The following is a 19,734-nucleotide window of genomic DNA, read 5'->3' as shown; positions in this document are numbered from 1 at the left end:
GTGTGAACGAACCCGCCATGCCCGCTCATCCCGCCAAAACACACCTGCTCGTCGTTGCCAATGCTCGCCATAGCCCGCGCTATGGCTGCGCTTTGCGCCTAGATCGGGCGCATTTTGGCGGCCTGCTCGGGCACGCCGAATTCATTCGCACCTTCTGCGGTTTTGAGGGCTTTTTGGCCGTCTGCGCGCGCTGGTAAAGGGTTTTTAGCTATCTTTTTTGAATAGGCAGCGCCCCTGGCGCGGCCACCCCCTTACATCCCCAGCGACTTCAACAGCGCGTCGGTGTCGTCCTGCCCGGCGGGTGGGGGAGCGGGCACGGCAGGGCCTTCCTGCGACTGGGCCATCAGGGCGTCGGGGTCTGGTGCTTCCTGGGCCTCGAAGTCGTAGAGCTTGATGAATTCGGTGCGGTCAATCGCCAGCTCCAGGTAGAAGATATTGTTGTTGGCGGTGTAGAAGGTCACGCGCCGGGCCTCGGGCTTGTCGAGGTTGGCATCCACGCTCAGCTGCACCTGCTTGTTCAGCACCAGCATCTTGGGCTGGTTCTGGGTGATGTGGGTCTGCAGCTCGCGCCGCACCTTGCCGGTGAAGTCGCCCACCACCTGGTTCATCAGCTCGCCCATCACGTTGCTGACCTCGTCCGAGGTGTAGGAACTGACCAGGTCATCCTTGGACATGCCCATGTTCAGCAGGTAGTTGGCATACAGCTCCATGGCCGCCTGGCCGCTGAAGTTGATGATCACCAGGCCCGAGAAACCGCCATCGAACAGCACAAAACAGCCGATTTCGGGCCGCAGGCAGGTTTTGCTGATGCGCTGCACCATGCCGGAGTAGTGGATCTGGCTGTGGGTGGCCACGCCCAGCACGCGGGTGACGGAGTTGCACAGGCTGATCAAGAGGTCTTCGGTGCCGTAGACGGAGGATTTTTCGGGAATGCTCATGGTGTGGTGTGGCTGTCGGCCAGAAAACGACTTGGTGCACAGCATAGGCGATGACGCCCCCGGAAACCAGAGTGTTGGCCCTGCCGTGGCGTGCGCCGCCACCCGGTTCGGTGGACCAGTACAACGCCAATTGACTTTCGACCCGGCTTGCGTATCGTGCTCCCACCAACAATATGAAGAGAGAGGGCGCCTCATGGGCAATGTCTATTTCTATGGGTTGACTGATTTCCAGGCGATTGCCACCGGGGCGGCCGTGCTGGCCAGCGGTGGTGGCGGCAGCTACCACGACGCCTGCGCCATCGTGCAGCAGCTGGCAGACCAAGGCTTCACCGGCTCGGTGCAGGTGCAGGACTACGACGGTGCCACCAACGCCTGTGTGCTGGCCATCATGGGCTCGCCCGACGCGGCTGACAACCTCACCCTCACGGCGGTGCAGAACTCCATCAGCAACACCGTGGCCGTGATGCAGGCTTACACGGGCATGGCGCCGGGCGCCTTCATTCCGGTGGAGATCGGGCCCATCAATTCGCTGGTGCCGCTGATCGGCGCCGCCATGTCAGGCGGCAGCATCTGGGTGGTGAACGGCGATGGCGCGGGCCGCGCCGTGCCTGAGCTGCCCCAGACCACTTTCACCGCCCCGTCAGGGCCGGCGCCCAGCCCCGCCGCGCTGGCCAGCGATGCGCCCACGCTCGTGGCGGCGGAATATGCGGTGCTGGGCTCCGCCACGGCGTCGGGCATCGAGTCTCTGGCGGGCGGGGTGGTGGGCGGTTTTGGCGGGTATTCGGGCATTGCGATGTGGCCCTCGAACGCCAGCAACCAGTTCGCGTTGTCGGGCAGCTACATCCCCGGCACGCTGGAGCAGGCGCGCCAGCTGGGCCTGCAGATGCTGCAGGCCGTCACGCCGCTCGGCACCTCGGCGGTGGCAGCATCCATACAGGAGATCACCGGCCGTGCCGCGCGTGCCGTGCTCACCAACTTCTACATCACCTCGGTCACCCAGTCCACGTCGAGTGCGTCGCTGGACTCGGGCATCATCCGGCTGGACAATGCGCCGGACCCCGCCCAGAGCACCGAAACGCACTACCTCTACAACCTCAACGAGAACCTGATCATGTATTCGGCGGCGAGCACCACCCCCGACATCATTGCGCCCGACTCGATCTGCTACTACTCCGAGAGCACCGGGCGCGGGTTCTCGAACGCGAGCGACGACCTGGCCCAGTATTTCGATGCCGCCACCGGCCGCAGCACTGGCAACCATGTGAGCGTGATTGCCGTGCAGACGGCGCCTCAGCTCTACAAGACCCCCGGCGTGGTGGCATCGTTTGCCGCGCTGCTGCGCAACATCGGCTACGCGGGCGGCATGCCCCCGGCCTGAGTGTTGGAAGATGGAAGCCCGGCACCTGGCGCAAGACACCTGAGAGAAACGGAACGCTGTGAAAAATGGCCACGGGTATGGGTGAAGTAGACCTGAACAAGGAGCGGCTGGAACTGGCCCTGGAGGCTGCCGGGCTGGACCTGTGGGAGAACGATCTCATCACCGGGAACGTCACGCGCAAGGCCACCAAGACCTTCGAGGAGCTGGGGTTCACCGAGGAGGAAATCGTCTCGGGCGTGCAGGACATCTATGGCCTGTTCCACCCCGACGACATCGACACCGTGCGCCAGGCCGTGGCCGACCACCTGACGGGTGTCACGCCGCAGTACCGCTGCGAGTTCCGGCTGCGCTCCAAGAGCGGCGAGTGGGTCTGGTTTGCCAACTACGGCCGCATCATGGATGGCCACAGCGACACGCCGGGCAAGCGCTTGATCGGCGTCACCTTCAACATTCACGACCGCAAGTGCCGCGAGACCGAGATCGCGCACATCAACCAGCAGCTCACCGAACAGAACCGCCTGCTGCAGCAGCTCAACACCGCGCTGGAGCGGCTGGCCGCCAACGACTCGCTCACCGGCCTGTCGAACCGCCGCACGCTGATGGAGCTGGGCGCCAAGGAGTACAAGCGCACCGAGCGTTTTGGCCACCCGCTGTCGCTGCTGGTGGTGGACATCGACCTGTTCAAGTCCGTCAACGACGCCTTCGGCCACCTCGCGGGAGACCGCGTGATCTGCGCCGTGGCCCAGGCCTGCGGGGCGCGCAAGCGCAGTGGTGTGGACATCGTGGCGCGGTTTGGCGGCGAGGAGTTTGTCATCGTGCTGCCCGAAACCGACGGCCCGAGCGCGCTGCGCGTGGCCGAAACGCTGCGCCAGGACGTTGAGGCGCTGCGGGTGGCGGTAGGCGATGCGGGGCAGGACGTGGCAGTCACCGTCAGCATCGGGGTGGCCACCCTGCACAAGGGCTCGGGGCTCGACTTTGAAGAACTCGTGAACCGTGCCGACAAGGCCCTTTACCAGGCCAAGGGCACAGGGCGCAACGCCGTGTACGTCGCTGATGCGCAGACCGATGACGGCAGCATGGCTGTACCTACGCAGCTGGACCTGGGCGAGGGAATCTAGGACAGATTTCTAGCCCTGGCGCGGTGCCTGGGCGGCCTGGTGGATGGCCGCCCGGATGCGCGGGTACGTGCCGCAGCGGCACGCGTTGCCACCCATCGCCGCGTCAATGTCGGCATCGCTGGGCTTGGGGGTTTTCTTGAGCAGTGCGCAGGCCGACATCAGTTGCCCGCTCTGGCAGTAGCCGCACTGGGCCACATCCACCGCCGTCCATGCGGCGCGCAGGGCCGTGGCCTCGGGGCCCTGCAGGCCTTCGATGGTGGTCACATCGGCAGTGCCCACAGCCGCCAGCGGCGTGATGCAGGCGCGCACGGGCTCGCCGTTCAGGTGCACGGTGCAGGCACCGCACAGCGCCATGCCGCAGCCAAACTTGGTGCCGTTCATGTGCAGCTCGCCACGCAGCACCCACAGCAGCGGGGTGTCGGGCTCGGCGGTGACGGAGACGGCTTTGCCGTTGATGCGCAGGGTGGTGGTCATCGTCGTTCCTTGATTCGCAAACGGGTTCTCAGGCCAGCTTCAGCGGCAGGGCGCGCAGGCGCTGGCCGGTCAGGGCAAACAGGGCATTGGCCACCGCCGGGGCTATCGGCGGCACGCCGGGCTCGCCCACGCCTTCGGGGGGCTCGGCGCTGTCGATGATGTGGGCCTCCACCTTCGGGCAGTCGGCCATGCGCAGCAGTGGCAGGTCGTGAAAATTGCTTTGCTGCACCTGCCCGTCTTTCAGCGTGACCTCGCCATAGAGTGCCGCCGTGAGGCCGAACACCACCGCACTTTCCATCTGCTGCACGATCAGGTTGGGGTTGATGGCCGCGCCGCAGTCGATCACACACACCACGCGGTGCACGCGGATGGCCTTGTCCGCCCCCACCGACACCTCGGCCACCTGCGCCACGATGGAGCCAAATGACTGGTGCAGCGCTACGCCGCGCGCCCGTTGAATGCCCGACGCATCAGGCTGCAAGGGCTGGCCCCAGCCCGCCAGCTCGGCTGCCTTTTGCAGCACCTTGAGGTGGCGCGGGTGCTTTTGCAGCAGCGCGGCGCGGAAGGCCACGGGGTCCTTCTTGGCCGCATGCGCTGCTTCGTCCACAAAACTCTCTTTGAAGAACGCCTGGTGTGAATGCCCCACCGAGCGCCAGAAGCCCACGGGCAGCGGCAGGTCGATGATCTCGTGCGCGATGCGCGCATGGGGCCATTCATAGGGCTGGTCGAAGGCGCCCTCCGATGCTGTCTTGTCCGGCCCCGCGCCGGGTAGCCCGAAGGTGCGGGCCAGCACCTGCGGCACGATGGCCTGGCCCACCGACAGGTTGTGCCACGCCAGCAGCTGCCCCTGGGCGTCAAACCCCGCCTTGAAGCGCGCCATGCAGGCCGGGCGATAGAAGTCGTGCTGCGTGTCCTGCTCGCGGCTCCACAGCGTCTGCACGGGCGCACCGCCTGCGGCCTGGGCAATGGCAGCAGCCTGAGCCACATAGTCCACCTCCAGCCGCCGCCCAAAGCCGCCCCCCAGCAACAGCTGGTGCACGGTCACTTTTTCTTCATCGATGCCCAGCGCCTTGGCCGCCGCCATGCGCGCCAAGCCCGGCACCTGGGTCGATGTCCACACCTGGGCTGCGCCGTCCTTGACCTGCACTGTGCAGTTGATGGGCTCCAGCGCCGCGTGCGCCAGATAGGGCGCGCGGTAGTCGGCAGTGATGTTGCTGGCCGCGCCCTGCATGGCCTGGTCCACATCGCCCGCGCTGTGGTAGCCAAAGCCCTTGGCTTCGTCCAGCGCCTGGGCCAGCCGCGTCATCACGGCCTCGCTCGACAGCGTGGCGGCGGGGCCGTGGTCCCATTCCACGGAGACGGCGGCCGCTGCCTTCTTGGCGTGCCAGGGCGTGTCGGCAATCACGGCCACACCGCCGGTGCCGCCGTGGTAGGGCGCCACGGCCAGCACGTGTTTCACGCCAGGCAGCTTCTGCGCGGCAGCCGCATCAAACCGGGCCACCTTGCCGCCACGCGTGGGGCACATCACCACACTGGCGTGCAGCAGGCCGGGCGGGTTGGCGTCGATGCCGAACACGGCGCTGCCGTCGAGCTTGCTGGCTGCCTCGATGCGCGTGAGGGGTTTGCCGATCAGCTTGAACTGCGCGGGCTCCTTCAGCGCCACCTTGCCCGGCATGGGCTGTTGTGCCGCCAGCGCGGCCAGTTCGCCAAACTTGGCACGCTGGCCTGCGGCATGCTCCACCCAGCCTGCGTTGGCCGTGCACTCTGCGGCCTGCACCTTCCACTGCGCGGCGGCGGCGCGGATCAACATGGCGCGCGCATGGGCCCCGGCTTCGCGCATGGGCAGCCACAGGTCCTTGATGCTGCTCGATCCGCCCGTCATCATCACGCCCACCTCGCGCATGGTCTTGGCCGTGAGCCAGCCCGCCACGGCCTTCATCGATCCGTCGTTGTCGGGGTGGAAGGGCAGGCCGTCCACCACGGTGGCCAGGTTGTTGTAGATGTCGTCGATGGGCGCCATCTCCAGCCGCACCTGGGCCCAGTCGGCGTCCAGCTCTTCGGCCAGGATGGCGGCCAGGCCGGTGTGGGTGCCCTGGCCCATTTCGGACTTGGCCATCATCACCGTCACGGTGTTGTCGGTGCCCACCTTCAGCCAGCCATTGAGCGAGGCCTGGCCCGGCGCGGCGGGCACGGGGTCTGCGGGGTGCAGGCGCTGGCGTGGCGGCATCACCCCCCAGCCAATGACCAGCGCGCCGGCTGTTGCGGCGCCGCCAAGCAGCACTGTGCGTCGTTTCACCATGGGTTCGATCCTTTGTGGCTGAGCGGGGGTGGCTGTGGTCGCCATCGTAGAGGGGCCGGGCATTTCCCGCAGGGCTCTGTGGTTGCCGAAGATTTTGACTATTTTTGGCCGTTTCCGCGCATTGGGTATGCCCTAATAGCTATTAAATGCATAGCGTTTCGCCTACCCGACACAGGCGGCCGCGGCGGCCCGCACCCTGCAACGGCGCTGCCCCCGTGTACGCCACCCGGCGTATTTCGCCAACGGGCCCCGCTCTCCAGAATCCATTCCATCGCCCGATCCAATGCGGCTCCACACCGGGGCCTGCCGGGCGAAGCGGTTTGATTGATTCCCTGATTGAAACCACCACCGGAGAAGCACACATGCAACGTCGTTATTCCCTCAAGGCCCTCGCGGCCGTCGCTACGCTCGCTGGCCTGTCTGCACTGCCAGCCCACGCGCAGGAGACCATCAAGGTCGGCATCCTGCACAGCCTGTCGGGCACCATGGCCATCTCTGAGACCGTGCTGAAAGACACCGTGCTCATGGCGATCGACGAGATCAATGCCAAGGGCGGCGTGCTGGGCAAGAAGCTCGAACCCGTGGTGGTGGACCCGGCCTCCAACTGGCCCCTGTTCGCTGAAAAGACCAAGCAGCTGCTGGGCCAGGACAAGGTCTCGGTCATCTTCGGCTGCTGGACCAGCGTGAGCCGCAAGTCGGTGCTGCCCGTCGTGGAAGAAATGAACGGCCTGCTGTTCTACCCCGTGCAGTACGAAGGTGAAGAGCTGTCCAAGAACGTGTTCTACACCGGCGCCGCGCCCAACCAGCAAGCCATCCCTGCGGTGGACTACCTGATGAGCAAGGACGGCGGCAGCGCCAAGCGCTGGGTGCTGCTGGGCACCGACTACGTCTACCCCCGCACCACCAACAAGATCCTGCGCGCCTACCTCAAGAGCAAGGGCGTGAAGGATTCCGACATCGACGAGAAGTACACGCCGTTTGGTCACTCTGACTACCAGACCATCGTGGCCGACATCAAGAAGTTCAGCCAGGGCGGCAAGACGGCCGTGGTGTCCACCATCAACGGTGACTCCAACGTGCCCTTCTACAAGGAACTGGGCAACGCGGGCCTGAAGGCCAAGGACGTGCCCGTGGTCGCATTCAGCGTGGGCGAAGAGGAACTGCGCGGCGTGGACACCAAGCCGCTGGTGGGCCACCTGGCCGCATGGAACTACTTCCAGTCCATCAAGAGCCCCGACAACACCGCCTTCATCAAGAAGTGGAGCGACTACGCCAAGGCCAAGGGCATTGCCGGCCACAAAGACAAGCCGCTCACCAACGACCCGATGGAAGCTACCTACATCGGCATCAACATGTGGAAGCAAGCGGTTGAAAAGGCCAAGAGCACCGACGTGGACAAGGTGATCGCCGCCATGGCCGGCCAGACCTTCAAGGCGCCCTCGGGCATCGTGAGCAAGATGGACGAGAAGAACCACCACCTGCACAAGAGCGTGTTCATCGGCGAGATCAAGGCCGATGGCCAGTTCAACGTGGTGTGGAAGACCCCTGGTCCTGTGAAGGCCAAGCCATGGAGCCCGTACATCGAAGGCAACGACAAGAAAAAAGACGAACCCGAGAAGAAGTAAGCACTCTTGCAGTGCCCGAGAAAGGAGGGCGCGTGCCCTCCTTTTTCTTTGTGTGATCTGCCCGCAAACCGCTGCGGGCCCATTGGATGCTTCTATGTTGCGATGTTTACTGGCCTTGGGTGCCAGCCTGCTGCTGATGGCCGGTAGCGCCCATGCACTCACCGCCGAGCAGGCCCTGGCCATGGCCGCTGGCGACACCGACGACCGTGTGGCCGCTGTGCAGCAAGCCGTGGTGGAGCCCAGCGAGCGCACGGCCGCCTTCCTGCAGGCGCTGGCCGATGACGCGGTGAAGGTCGCCGGGGGCAAGGCCCTGATCGTGCGGGACGACAAGGGCATCGACCCCGTCACCGGCACCGAGGTGTCGCTGCCTGCGGATGCCGAAGACATCATCAACAACAACCGCATGCGCGGCGAGATCGACACGGCCCTGGCGGGCCTGGCGCTGTTTGGCAAGGACGAAGCCCAACGCATGGCCGCTGCCAAGGCGCTGACCAAGGAGCCCGATGCAGGCCGTCTGCCCCTGCTCGACAAGGCTTTGGCGCAGGAAACCAGCGACAAGATCAAGACCCAGCTGCAGCTGGCGCGCGCCGCCACCTTGCTGGGCAGCGATGATGCCGCGCAGCGCATTGCTGCGGCGCAGGCACTGTCGCTCAGCGCCACACCTGATACGCGGCTGCTGCTCAACGAACGCGTGACGGTCGAAGAAGACCCCAAGGTCAAGGCTGCGCTGCAGGCCGCCCTGCGCGCCATGGAAGGCCAACTGGCCTGGGGCGAGCGCCTGGGGGCTGCGTTCTCGGGCATCAGCCTGGGCTCCATCCTGCTGCTCGTCGCCCTGGGCCTGGCCATCACCTACGGCCTGATGGGCGTGATCAACATGGCCCACGGCGAGCTGATGATGATCGGCGCCTACGCCACCTATGTGGTGCAGGGCATCTTCCAAAAGTATTTCCCGGGCGCGTTCGACTGGTATTTGGTCGCAGCGCTGCCGCTGGCGTTTGGCGCATCGGCCGCCGTGGGCGCGGTGCTGGAGCGCGGCGTGCTGCGCTTCTTGTATGGCCGCCCGCTGGAGACACTGCTCGCCACCTGGGGCATCAGCCTGGTGCTGATGCAGCTGGTGCGCACGATATTTGGCGCGCAGAACGTGGGCGTGGAAAACCCTGCGTGGATGAGCGGTGGTGTTCAGGTGCTCTCCAACCTCACGCTGCCCTACAACCGCCTTGTCATCATCGGCTTTGCCATTGCGGTGCTGCTGGGCATGGGCTACCTGATTGCGCGCACGCGCCTGGGCTTGTTCGTGCGTGGCGTGACGCAAAACCGCCCCATTGCCTCTTGCATGGGCGTGAACACCGCGCGCATTGACACCATGGCGTTTGCGCTGGGCTCGGGCATTGCGGGCCTGGCCGGTTGCGCGCTGAGCCAGGTGGGCAATGTGGGGCCAGACCTGGGCCAGAGCTACATCGTGGATGCCTTCATGGTCGTGGTGCTGGGCGGCGTGGGCCAGCTGGCGGGCACGGTGTATGCCGCGCTGGGCCTGGGCATTTTGAACAAGTTCCTCGAAGGCTGGGCGGGCGCGGTGCTGGCCAAGATTGCGGTGCTGGTGTTCATCATCATCTTCATCCAGAAGCGGCCCCAGGGCATCTTCGCGGTCAAAGGGCGTACGGCCGATTGAAGCACCAGAGACGACAGATCATGACTACGCCAACCTCTCCCAACATCCAACTGCCCGCACCCGCGCCGCTGCTCACGCGCGGCGGTTGGTCGGCCTTCATCGTGGCGCTCATCGTGGTGTGCGCCGTCGCTCCCGTGCTCAACCTGTGGGTGCCAGCAGGCAGCGTGTTCCACCTGTCGGACTACGCCGTGGCGCTGCTTGGCAAGATCATGTGCTACGCCATCTGCGCGCTGGCCATGGACCTGATCTGGGGCTACACCGGCATCCTGAGCCTGGGCCACGGCCTGTTCTTTGCGCTGGGCGGCTACGTGATGGGCATGTACCTCATGCGCCAGATTGGCCGCGACGGCAACTACAAAAGCGACCTGCCGGACTTCATGGTGTTCCTCGACTGGAAGGAGCTGCCCTGGCACTGGGCGCTGTCCGACAGCTTCGTTGCCACGCTGATCCTCATCGTGGCGGTGCCCGGCGTGATTGCGTTTGTGTTCGGCTACTTTGCCTTCCGCTCACGCATCAAGGGCGTGTACTTCTCCATCATCACGCAGGCCATGACCTATGCAGCCATGCTGCTGTTCTTCCGCAACGAAACCGGTTTTGGCGGCAACAACGGGTTCACCGACTTCAAGCGCATTCTGGGTACGCCGATTGCCACACAGAACATGCGCATGCTGCTCTTTGTGCTGACGGGGCTGGCACTGCTGGGCTTCTTCCTGCTCGCGCGCTGGCTGGTGCGCAGCAAGTTCGGCCGCGTGCTGCAGGCCGTGCGCGATGCCGAGAGCCGCGTCATGTTCTCGGGCTACTCGCCGCTGCCTTACAAGCTCACCATCTGGACCATCAGCGCCATGATGTGCGGCGTGGCGGGCGCTTTGTACGTGCCGCAGGTCGGCATCATCAACCCGGGCGAGATGAGTGCCGCCAACTCCATCGAGATCGCCGTGTGGGCAGCGGTGGGCGGGCGCGCCACGCTCATCGGGCCCATCGTGGGGGCGTTCATCGTCAACGGGGCCAAGAGCTGGCTCACGGTGACGGCGCCGGAGTTCTGGCTGTACTTCCTCGGTGCGCTGTTCATCGCCGTCACGCTGTTCTTGCCCAACGGGGTGGTGGGATTGGTCAAGAAGTTGAAAGATGGCAACAACAAAAAGGGAGCCGCGCAATGACGCCTGACCTGATGGAAGAAGGCGCGCGGCGTTTGCAGAAGACGCTGGCGCCTGCCGCACTGGGCCAGACCGAATCGGGCGGACGCGCTGCCGGTTTTTCGCGCATCGCCGTGCCCGGCGAGGTGGATGTGACCCACGGCCGCATCCTGTACCTGGAAGACGTGCATGTGAGTTTTGATGGCTTCAAGGCCATCAACGGCCTGAGCCTGGATATCGCGCCCGGCGAGCTGCGCTGCATCATCGGCCCCAATGGCGCGGGCAAGACGACGATGATGGACATCATCACGGGCAAGACGCGGCCCGACAAAGGCACGGTGTTCTTCGGCTCCACGATTGACCTGCTGCGCCACAACGAGCCCGAGATCGCGAGCTTGGGCATCGGCCGCAAGTTCCAGAAGCCCACGGTGTTCGAGCAGCTCAGCGTGTTCGAGAACCTGGAGCTGGCCCTCAAGACGCACAAGGGCGTGAAGTCGAGCATGTTCTTCCGGCTCGACTCCGCGCAGTCGGACAGGCTGGCGGAGATCCTGCACACCATTCATTTGGCCGACAGCGTCACGCGGCAATCCGGCAATCTGAGCCATGGGCAAAAGCAGTGGCTGGAGATTGGGATGTTGCTGATGCAGGACCCGAAGCTGCTGTTGCTGGACGAGCCGGTGGCGGGCATGACGGATGAAGAAACTGCCCGTACGGCGGAGCTGTTCCTGACTTTGAAGGGAAAGCATTCGCTGATGGTGGTGGAGCATGACATGGGGTTTATCCGCACGATTTCTGAGAAGGTGACGGTGTTGTGCGATGGCTCGGTGTTGGCGGAGGGCACGCTCGACCAGGTGCAGGCGGATGAGCGGGTGATTGAGGTTTATCTGGGGCGGTGATGGTGGTTTTTGGCCCTGGCTCTTATGAAATCGCGAGCGTCAGCGATCCGTTCGGGCTGGGCTTGTCGAAGCCTGGGCGCTATATCAGTGCCGTTCGGGCTGAGCTTGTCGAAGCTGTTGCTTGCGGGTTTGGAGGGCGTGCTCGTGTTGGGGTCGGAGGCCGGGAGTCGCCCGGCGTGCGAGTAACTTTCTTTTGCTTCGCCAAAAGAAAGTCACCAAAGAAAAGGCGACCCCCAGTCTGCGACCCCTGCGCTTCGCTCCGGGGTAAACCTGCGTCGTGTCGGTTGCGGGGTGCGCCGTGGAACTCGCTTTGCGCTGCGCGCGACGCTCGGACAGCCACGACGAGTCAGAGCACGAAGCATGGGCGCTTCGACGCCCATGCCACCCCACAACCGCCCCGCCGCAGGCGCAGCCAGCAGGGGGTTGGGCAGCCGAACAGCCACACGGGCCATCGCTTCGCTCGGCCCCGGTTGCGCAGCGCGTGGCGCTTGCGCCCGCAAGAGGGGGCCGAGCGCAGCGCAGCGGAGCAATGGCCCGTGTGGATGTCCGATCCCTTTGGGTTCCCTTCAGGATGTGCCGAGGAGCGCAGCGGCCAGCGGATCAGGGCTCGCGATTGTCTGAGCGCAACGCAGTGGAGCGAGTTCGAGCGAGACCCCGCTGGACGCGAGCACCGCAGGTTGCCCGCAGCGAAGCGAAGGGACGCAGCCTGTAGGGTCGCCTTTTCTTTGGTGACTTTCTTTTGGCGAAGCAAAAGAAAGCCACTGCGCCGCCGGGCGCACACCCCGGCCTCCGCCCTCAGCAAAAGCACACCGCCCCAACCAGCGCACAAGCCCAGGCTCAAACAAGCTCATCCCATCCGTTTGGACTCAACACAGAAACTATAAAAACAATAGCTAAAAGCGCTTTCTGAACAGGCGCAAGCAGCCAAAACACTCAAAAAACACCATGCTCACCGTCCAAAACATCAACCAGTACTACGGCGGCTCCCACATCCTGCGCGACGTGAGCCTCACCGCCACCCCCGGCAAAGTCACCGTCCTGCTCGGCCGCAACGGCGTGGGCAAAACGACGCTGCTCAAAAGCCTCATGGGCCTCGTACCCATCAAAAGCGGCAGCATCAGCTTCGACGGCAAACCCATCGACAAAGCCACCCCCTACGACCGCGCCCGCGCAGGCATTGGCTTCGTGCCGCAAGGCCGCGAAATCTTCGGCCGCCTCACCGTGGAAGAAAACCTGCGCATGGGCCTGGCCTACAAAAGCGGCTCCACGCCCGTGCCCCCGCACCTGTACGAGCTGTTTCCCGTGCTCAAGCAGATGCTCAAGCGCCGGGGGGGGGACCTGTCGGGAGGTCAACAGCAGCAGCTGGCCATCGCGCGTGCGCTGGCCCCCGGCCCGCGTTTGCTCATCCTGGACGAGCCCACCGAAGGCATCCAGCCCAGCATCATCAAAGACATCGGCCGCGTGATCCGCATGCTGGCCGACAAAGGGGAGATGGCCATCCTGCTGTGCGAGCAGTACTACGACTTTGCGCAGGAGCTGGCCGACGAGTACCTGGTGATGGAGCGCGGCGAGGTCATCGCGCGTGGACCGGGCAGCGAGATGGAAGCCAAAGGCATTCGCAACCTCGTGGCGATCTGAATGTTGAAAAAGGCGGTCACTGGGCCGCAGTAGCGAGGGCCGGGCTGCGCCAGCGCGACACGCTTTCCATGATCAGCACCGTGCATACCAACCAGGTGCCGCCCAGCAGCCAGCCCGCCAGCACGTCGCTGGCGTAGTGCACCTGCAGCACCACGCGGCTCCAGCCGGTGGTGAAGATCAGCACACCCGCCACCATCGCGGCTGGCAGGTGCCACACACGCGGCAGCAACCGCGTGGCCAGGTAGGCCAGCATGGCGTAGGCCACCATCGATGCGCTGCTGTGCCCGCTGGGAAAGCTGTAGCCGCTGGCCTCGGCAATGCCGTGTGTGTGCTCGGGCCGCACGCGCTCAAAAATGTTCTTCAGCACCTTGGTCAGCGCGCCATTGCCCGCCATGGCCACCAGCCAGCCGATGGCCAGCAGACGTTGCTGGCGCAGCCACAGTGCCGCCGTCACGCACAGCGCCAGGGCCGTCAGCACCCAGGTGTCGCCCAGGTGGGTGAGGGTGGCAAACACCTGCAGCACGGCGGCGTCGGCCTGGGCCCGCAGGCCCGCTGCGATCGTGTCATCCAGCACGCCCCAGGGGCCCTGAGTGCGTCCGCTATCGGCCAGTTCGGCCATCGTGGCGCCCGCCAGCACCAGCACACAGGCCGATGCAGCCATGGCCACCAGCATGAGGGTGGGGGCCTGCGCTGGGAAGAATCGGTTCAGCGGCGGGCCTGCGTGGTGGCGCAGGGAACGCAGACCTGCCAGTGCGGCGGCGCCCAGCAGTGCCAGGGCGGCCATGCCAACGAGCCACCAGCCCACGGGGTGCTGCGCCAACAGGGCGCCCAGCTCGGATGCGGCGGATGCAGTGGATGGGGTGGCAGGGGCGGTCATTGTCATGGTCTGGAGTGAGCCTTTCCTTGTGGATGGGGGGGCGCGCAGCCATTGGCTCCGCACCTGTCAACAGACAGAAGCCACGGGTTGTACCGAAGTTCCCAGCATCCCGCGCAGCGGTGGGTGTATTGGTGGGGGTGCAGGCCGCCGGTGTCGGCGCCGGCTGACACGGCAAGAGCGCAGCGACCGGCTGCTCGGGTGGCCAGGGGCTGCCACCATGGCGCCTTGCCTGCGCTTCCCCTCCATGGCGTGGGGCTACCCCTGTTTGTTGCAGAGTTTTTGCATGACCTCTTCCGACCACCCCCACCCCCCAACGCCCCGTGGCCCCATCCACTTGGTGGTGCCCAAGCGGCCGGGCGCCGACCTGGACCTGCTGCGCGCCAAGCTCGAAGGCGTGGCGGCGCTGCAGGCGCACGACGTGGTGTGGCACGTGCCCCACCAGCGCGGCGACATCGTGCAACTGGCGCGCGATGCCGCCGAAGCTGCGCGCACCGATGGCGGCCTGGTGGTGGCCGCCGGTGGCGACGGCACCATCAACGCCGTGGCGGCAGCCGCGCTGCATGCGGGCGTGCCCATGGGGGTGGTGCCCATGGGCACCTTCAACTACTTCAGCCGCGAGCACGGCCTGGCGCTTGACCCGGAGCAGGCCGTGCAAGACCTGCTGCAGGCCCTGCACGCGGGGGACATGCGCCCCGTGCAGGTGGGCCATGTCAACCGCCGCATGTTCATCGTCAACGCCAGCGTGGGCCTGTACCCCAAGCTGCTGGCCGAGCGCGAGCGGGCCTCCCAGCGGTTTGGCCGCAAACGCTGGGTGGCCGTGGCATCGGCGGTGTGGAGCCTGTTCCGGCCCGCCGCTGGCAGGCGCTGGCGCGTGGTGATGAGCACCCACCATGGCGCCGAAGTGCGGCACGAGGAGCACCTGGTCACCACCCTGTTTGTGGGCAACAACCCGCTGCAGCTGGACCGCATGGGGCTGCCGCAGGCGCAGCAGGTGGCTGATGGCGGGCACCTGGCGGTGGTCATGCTCAAGCCCCAGAGCCGCTGGGCCACGGCCCGCACCGTGTGGAACGCCGCCACCGGCCAGCTGGACAAGGACGGCGCCGTGACCAGCATTGCCTGCACCGAGCTGACCGTGGCCCCGGCCAGCTGGCGCCCGCCGCAGGTCAAGGTGGCGTTTGATGGCGAGCGCGAATGGATGGCCCCGCCGCTGCACTTTCGCGTCGGAACACGCCCGCTGTGGCTGGTGGCGCCGTCGCCGCTGGTGCGCGATGATGCGGCACAGCAGCCTGCACCGGCGGCAGCAGCGGCCGAGACGGGTGCACCGCCCGCCCCTGGGCTGATACCTGCCTGACAACCCGCCGCCATGCCCGCCTTGATGCACCTGTCCGACCTGCACTTTGGGGCGCACGACCCCGAGGTGTGTGCCGCTGCCCAGCGCCTGGCACAGCGCCTGGGCGTGGCCCTGGCGGTGGTGTCTGGCGACCTCACCCAGCGCGCCACCGCCAGCCAGTTTGCGCAGGCCGCGCGGTTTGTGCAGGGCCTGCATGCGCGCAGCACCCTGGTGCTGGCGGGCAACCACGATCTGCCCCTGTTTGCCTGGTGGCTGCGCTGGGGCCGTGCGTACGAGCGGTTTGCCGAGCAGTTTGGGTTGGACCAGGAACCTGTGCGGCAGATGGGCCCCTTCTATGTGGTGGGCGTGAACACCACCCGCGCCTGGCGGCACGAGCGTGGGAGCCTGTCGTCTGCGCAGATCGAGCATGTGGCCGTGCTGCTGGCGCGGGCCCCGCCCGACGCCTGGCGCATCGTGGCCAGCCACCACCCCTTGGTGGGGCGCGATGCGACGGACCGCGCCCACCGCCCCCACCGCGCCGACGAAGCCTTGCAGCGCTGGCGCACGGCTGGTGCGCAGATGCTGCTGTCGGGCCATGTGCACGAGCCCGGTGTGCTGCAGCCGCTGCCCGGCCTGTGGGCCAGCCGCGCTGGCACGGCGGTGTCGCACCGCCTGCGGCACGGCAGCCCCAACAGCCTGGGCGTGCTGCGCGAAGAAGCCTCGGGGGCTGCGACCAGCCAGCGCATGCGGGTGGCCGAGCGCTGGGACTATGACCGCGCCAGTGGTGAATTTGCCTGTGTGCTGCGCCAGCCTGTGGTGTCCGGTTGAAGCGGTCTTCAGTTCTGTGGTTCCCAAAAAAGGGCACCCTAAGGCGCCCTGAAGCTTGGAGACAACCGTTGTGATCGGGCTTAGAACCGGTGGCGCACCCCCACTGCAAAGCTGGTGCCTTGGGCGCTGACCACTGAGGGCGGCGCGGGCAGGGTGCGGGTCTGGGTACTGTCGCGCATCACCATGGCATAGAGGTCGGTGCGTTTGGACAGGAAATAGTCGTATCCCAGGGTGAACACCTTGCGTTCCACATTGCCGCCTGCCACCGTGGCTGGCACCGGGCCCACGGTGTCGTTGGTGCGGCGCACCGCGTAGCCTGCCAGCACCCGGCCTGTGCCCACGGGCACCGAAGCGCTCACATCCCACACGCGGTATGCCACGTTGAGCGGCGCAGCGGCCGTGCCCCGGTTGTCGATGCGGCCCAGGTGGGCAAACAGCTTGACCACCTCGAAGTCGTACGACGCCGCCAGTTGCCAGGCGCGGGTGTCGTTGGGGGAGGTGCCGTCGGCAAAGGTGCTCGGGTTTTTCTTCACGCTTTGCCAGGCCAGAGATGCAGCCCAGGGGCCTTGGGCGTAAGCCAGTCGCGCAGCACTGTTGCCGCCGCCCTGGCCTTCGGAGATGGCATGCGCCACCGAGGCGCTGAAGCCCGCGATGTTGGGGCTGTCATACACCACCGAATTGGCCCAGCCGGTACCGCCCGTGAGTGGGCTGCCGATGAAGGTGACCAGGTTCAGCGGCCCCAGCACGGTGGAGTCGCCGAATGCGTTGGAGGTGATGGAGTTCAGGAACAGCAGCGAGGTGACATTGCCCAGCCGCACGCGGCCCCAGTCGCGGTGCGACACCCCCACTCAGGCGGCGCGCGAGAACACGGGGTCGGCCGCCACATTCACCGGCGCGGGCAGCGCGTCGCTGCGGCCGGTGGCGCCGGAGTCGTTGCGCACAAAGGACGACAGCTCGAACTGCGCCGACAGCCCACCGCCCAGGTCCTCGGTGCCGCGCACGCCCCAGTGGCTGGTGGACATGCCGCCGCCCTCCAGCTTGGTGATGGCGCGGTCTTGTGCGTTGATGCCCGTGGCGGGGGCGGCAAAGCGGCCCACGGCGGCATCGACCAGGCCGTACAGCTGCAGGCCGGGGCCTGCGGTGGGTTGGGCTTGTGCGGCGAGTGTGGCGGCCGACAGGGCGACGGCAGTGCCCCAGGTGCGGGACCAGCGCTGGCGCGCCCGTGTCGGGGTGGATGGGGAGGCTTGGGAGGTGCGGTGTTTCATGGTGTCTTTCAATGGATGGAAGGGTGGGCTAGGGACGAACCGGCCCACGGCGCAGCCAGGGCTGTTCCGAAAAACCAGTTCAACGGGGGGCGGTTGTCAGCGCGCCGTGGGCGTTTTGCGCGTTGTGCGTGCTGAGAGCGCTGGTGGCGCCGGGGGCGCGGCGCTCAGGGTGCGCCGGTCTGCCGCACCAATGCCCTGGGTGGAGCGGCGGCGCAGGGCCCCAGCCACCGGGGATTACGGTGGGCGGGGGCGAGAAAAATGGACGTGGCTGTGCTGTGCATGCGGCGCTCGCGCGGCAGTGCTGTGGATGGGAGTGCGAGTGGTGGTGGGCGCGTCAGCGGTAGCGCATCAGTGCACCGCGCCTTCACAGGCGCCGCGCATGCCTTGCGCAATAAAACGTACCAGCAACGGCCCGGCCGTGGCCTCGTCGCCGGGCTGGTTCTGGCCGTACGACAGGCGCTCGATGCGCTGGTCGTTCACGTGGTGCAGCAGCGCGCCCAGCGCAAACTGGTAGCACCACGCGGCCTGGCTGCGCGTGGCCTGGGGCAGGGCGGCAGCAATGGCGTCGATGAACGCATGGGCCAGCGGGTCGAACAGCTCGCGGATGATGGGCTCGTCTTCTTCCAGGTGGTCGTTCATGCCGCGCGACAGCAGGCGCAGAAAGTGGTGGCCTGCGGGCTGGCTGGCCACCTCCAGCACGGGCAGCACAAAGGCTTTCACGATCTCTTCCAGCAACTGGCCGGGCGGTGCCTTCTGCTGGGCATCGGCCAGCGACTTGAGCCGCACGTCGATGTAGCCCGCATGCGCGCGGAAGATGGCGTGGTACAGCGACAGCTTGGGGCCGTAGTAATAGCCCACCAGTGCCAGCGGCACGCCAGCCTCGTCGGCAATGTCGCGGATCGACACGCCGTGAAAGCCGCGCGTGGCAAACAGCCGCTCGGCCGCCTGCAGGATGTTGGCCTGGCGGTTGGGGGCCAGTTCTTCTTCGCTGGTGGCGCTGCGAGCAATAGCGCGCTTGCGGGCCGGTGCCGGGGCTTTGGCCGCCAAGGCTGTGGGCGCTGCAGCCGCTGCTTTTTTGGTGGGGGTGGATTTGGGCATAGGCTGGTTTATACGGTTGTATAAATTTGTTGAACACTCGTACAAACCCCAGTCATTTTGAATTTGTACGTTCGTATAATTTTTTCATGCCGCCCGCTGCAGGCCCTGTCGCACAGGGCTTGTGGGGCTTGTGCTGCATGCCCACCCACACCTACTGGAGACAGACAACATGATCACCCGCCGCCGCTTCACCCAGCTCTCTGCCGCCCTGTTGCCCACCCTGGGCGTTGCTCCCGCTGCCTGGGCGCAGGCCGGCAAGGACGCCATGCCCGACATGGCGCGCATCATCTCGGGCTTTCCTGCCGGGGGGACGGCCGACGCGCTGGCCCGCCGTGTGGGGGACCGCATGCGCGGACAGTACGCCGGTGCCGTCATGGTGGACAACAAGCCGGGTGCGGGCGGGCAAATCGGCATCCTCAACCTGCGCGACAGCCCGGCCGATGGCACCAGCCTGCTCATCACGCCGTCGTCCATGTTGTCCATCTACCCCTACACCTACCCCAAGCTGCGCTACACGCTCGACGACGTGGCGCCCGTGTCGCTGGGCGCCATGTTCGACCACGGCCTGGCCGTGGGCCCGGGCACGCCCGACAGCGTGCGTACGCTGGCCGACTTTCTGGCGTGGCTGCGCGCCAACCCCGGCAGCGCCAACTACGGCAGTCCCGGTGCGGGCTCCATGCCACACATGGTGGGGGTGCTGCTGGGGCAATTCAGCAAGATCGACATGCGCCATATTGCCTACCGGGGCACGGTGCCGGGCATGCAAGACCTGCTGGGCGGGCAGATCCCTGCGTTCTGGGGACCCATTGGCGACTATCTGCAGCATGGCAAGGGCGGCAAGCTGCGCGTGCTGGCCATTGCGGGAGCCAAGCGCTCGCCCTTCCTGCCGCAGGTGCCCACGCTGACGGAGCTGGGCTACCCGCTCAAGGTCAGCGAGTGGTACGGCTTCTTCCTGCCCGGGAAGGCCTCGTCCGAGACCATCAAGCGCGCATCCGATGCCCTGCAGGCTGCGTTGCACCACCCCGAGGTGGTGGAGTACGGCAAGCAGTACGGCCTGGAGGTCAAGCCCTCCACTGCCGCGCAACTGGGGCAGATGCTCAAGTCCGATGCCGACCAGTGGCGCGGCCTCATCAAGCAGACCGGTTTCACGGCCGAGTCCTGATCGCCC

Annotated in this window: 16 protein-coding genes and 1 pseudogene; 11 read left to right on the top strand and 6 right to left on the bottom strand. The window is 66.3% G+C overall.

The window, feature by feature from the left end; genetic code table 11:
- Positions 1-2 precede the first annotated feature (2 nt).
- Positions 3-197: a hypothetical protein gene (locus tag AvAM_RS08700; RefSeq protein ID WP_137746688.1), complete on the top strand. Its 195-nt coding sequence runs from the start codon at positions 3-5 to the stop codon at positions 195-197.
- A 54-nt stretch (positions 198-251) separates the two neighbouring features.
- Here the strand turns inward: AvAM_RS08700 and AvAM_RS08695 are convergent, their stop codons facing one another.
- Positions 252-938 (bottom strand): DUF3334 family protein, encoded by a 687-nt coding sequence (locus AvAM_RS08695; RefSeq protein WP_137746687.1) that lies wholly within the window; start codon positions 936-938, stop codon positions 252-254.
- Positions 939-1,131: 193 nt separating this feature from the next.
- Here AvAM_RS08695 and AvAM_RS08690 point away from each other — a divergent pair, with 193 nt between their 5' ends.
- Entirely contained in the window at positions 1,132-2,316 is a 1,185-nt protein-coding gene (locus AvAM_RS08690) for a DUF917 family protein (protein WP_137746686.1), read from the top strand.
- Between the two features lie 77 nt (positions 2,317-2,393).
- Positions 2,394-3,434 carry a sensor domain-containing diguanylate cyclase gene (locus AvAM_RS08685; protein WP_137746685.1) on the top strand — a complete coding sequence of 347 codons (1,041 nt, stop codon included), beginning with the start codon at positions 2,394-2,396 and terminating at the stop codon, positions 3,432-3,434.
- A 9-nt stretch (positions 3,435-3,443) separates the two neighbouring features.
- On the opposite strand, the gene AvAM_RS08680 is transcribed toward AvAM_RS08685, so the two are convergent.
- Both AvAM_RS08680 and AvAM_RS08675 read right to left on the bottom strand, forming a co-directional pair.
- Entirely contained in the window at positions 3,444-3,908 is a 465-nt protein-coding gene (locus tag AvAM_RS08680; RefSeq protein ID WP_137746684.1) for a (2Fe-2S)-binding protein, read from the bottom strand.
- Positions 3,909-3,936: 28 nt separating this feature from the next.
- Positions 3,937-6,207, bottom strand: coding sequence for a xanthine dehydrogenase family protein molybdopterin-binding subunit (locus tag AvAM_RS08675; protein ID WP_137746683.1), 2,271 nt, complete (start codon positions 6,205-6,207; stop codon positions 3,937-3,939).
- Positions 6,208-6,569: 362 nt separating this feature from the next.
- Between AvAM_RS08675 and urtA the strand changes: the two genes are divergently transcribed.
- The 5 genes from urtA (at position 6,570) to urtE (ending at position 13,168) form a co-directional block, all read left to right on the top strand.
- Positions 6,570-7,832: an urea ABC transporter substrate-binding protein gene (gene urtA / locus AvAM_RS08670; protein ID WP_137746682.1), complete on the top strand. Its 1,263-nt coding sequence runs from the start codon at positions 6,570-6,572 to the stop codon at positions 7,830-7,832.
- Between the two features lie 94 nt (positions 7,833-7,926).
- On the top strand, positions 7,927-9,501 hold the full coding sequence (gene urtB, locus AvAM_RS08665) for an urea ABC transporter permease subunit UrtB (protein ID WP_137746681.1): 1,575 nt from the start codon (positions 7,927-7,929) through the stop codon (positions 9,499-9,501).
- A gap of 20 nt (positions 9,502-9,521) precedes the next feature.
- Entirely contained in the window at positions 9,522-10,658 is a 1,137-nt protein-coding gene (gene urtC, locus AvAM_RS08660; protein ID WP_137746680.1) for an urea ABC transporter permease subunit UrtC, read from the top strand.
- On the top strand, positions 10,655-11,530 hold the full coding sequence (gene urtD / locus AvAM_RS08655; protein WP_137746679.1) for an urea ABC transporter ATP-binding protein UrtD: 876 nt from the start codon (positions 10,655-10,657) through the stop codon (positions 11,528-11,530). The genes urtC and urtD overlap by 4 nt, the downstream gene beginning before the upstream one ends.
- 945 nt (positions 11,531-12,475) lie before the next feature.
- Entirely contained in the window at positions 12,476-13,168 is a 693-nt protein-coding gene (urtE, locus tag AvAM_RS08650; protein WP_137746678.1) for an urea ABC transporter ATP-binding subunit UrtE, read from the top strand.
- Positions 13,169-13,184: 16 nt separating this feature from the next.
- Here the strand turns inward: urtE and AvAM_RS08645 are convergent, their stop codons facing one another.
- The gene (locus tag AvAM_RS08645) at positions 13,185-14,045 is read right to left on the bottom strand and encodes a phosphatase PAP2 family protein (protein ID WP_137747077.1); all 861 of its coding nucleotides are present in this window, start codon (positions 14,043-14,045) and stop codon (positions 13,185-13,187) included.
- Positions 14,046-14,328: 283 nt separating this feature from the next.
- Here AvAM_RS08645 and AvAM_RS08640 point away from each other — a divergent pair, with 283 nt between their 5' ends.
- Positions 14,329-15,396, top strand: coding sequence for a diacylglycerol kinase family protein (locus AvAM_RS08640; RefSeq protein ID WP_137746677.1), 1,068 nt, complete (start codon positions 14,329-14,331; stop codon positions 15,394-15,396).
- Positions 15,397-15,408: 12 nt separating this feature from the next.
- Positions 15,409-16,203 carry a metallophosphoesterase gene (locus AvAM_RS08635; protein WP_137746676.1) on the top strand — a complete coding sequence of 265 codons (795 nt, stop codon included), beginning with the start codon at positions 15,409-15,411 and terminating at the stop codon, positions 16,201-16,203.
- Positions 16,204-16,283: 80 nt separating this feature from the next.
- Here the strand turns inward: AvAM_RS08635 and AvAM_RS08630 are convergent.
- A pseudogene (locus tag AvAM_RS08630) lies at positions 16,284-17,468 on the bottom strand (porin).
- Between the two features lie 348 nt (positions 17,469-17,816).
- The gene (locus AvAM_RS08625; protein ID WP_249368023.1) at positions 17,817-18,566 is read right to left on the bottom strand and encodes a TetR/AcrR family transcriptional regulator; all 750 of its coding nucleotides are present in this window, start codon (positions 18,564-18,566) and stop codon (positions 17,817-17,819) included.
- A gap of 169 nt (positions 18,567-18,735) precedes the next feature.
- Here AvAM_RS08625 and AvAM_RS08620 point away from each other — a divergent pair, with 169 nt between their 5' ends.
- Positions 18,736-19,728 carry a tripartite tricarboxylate transporter substrate-binding protein gene (locus tag AvAM_RS08620; RefSeq protein ID WP_137746675.1) on the top strand — a complete coding sequence of 331 codons (993 nt, stop codon included), beginning with the start codon at positions 18,736-18,738 and terminating at the stop codon, positions 19,726-19,728.
- Positions 19,729-19,734: the final 6 nt, after the last annotated feature.

This window comes from Acidovorax sp. NB1 (assembly GCF_005405905.1).
In the GTDB taxonomy this organism is placed as follows: domain Bacteria; phylum Pseudomonadota; class Gammaproteobacteria; order Burkholderiales; family Burkholderiaceae_C; genus Acidovorax.
This window is presented reverse-complemented; position numbering and strand designations above follow the sequence as displayed.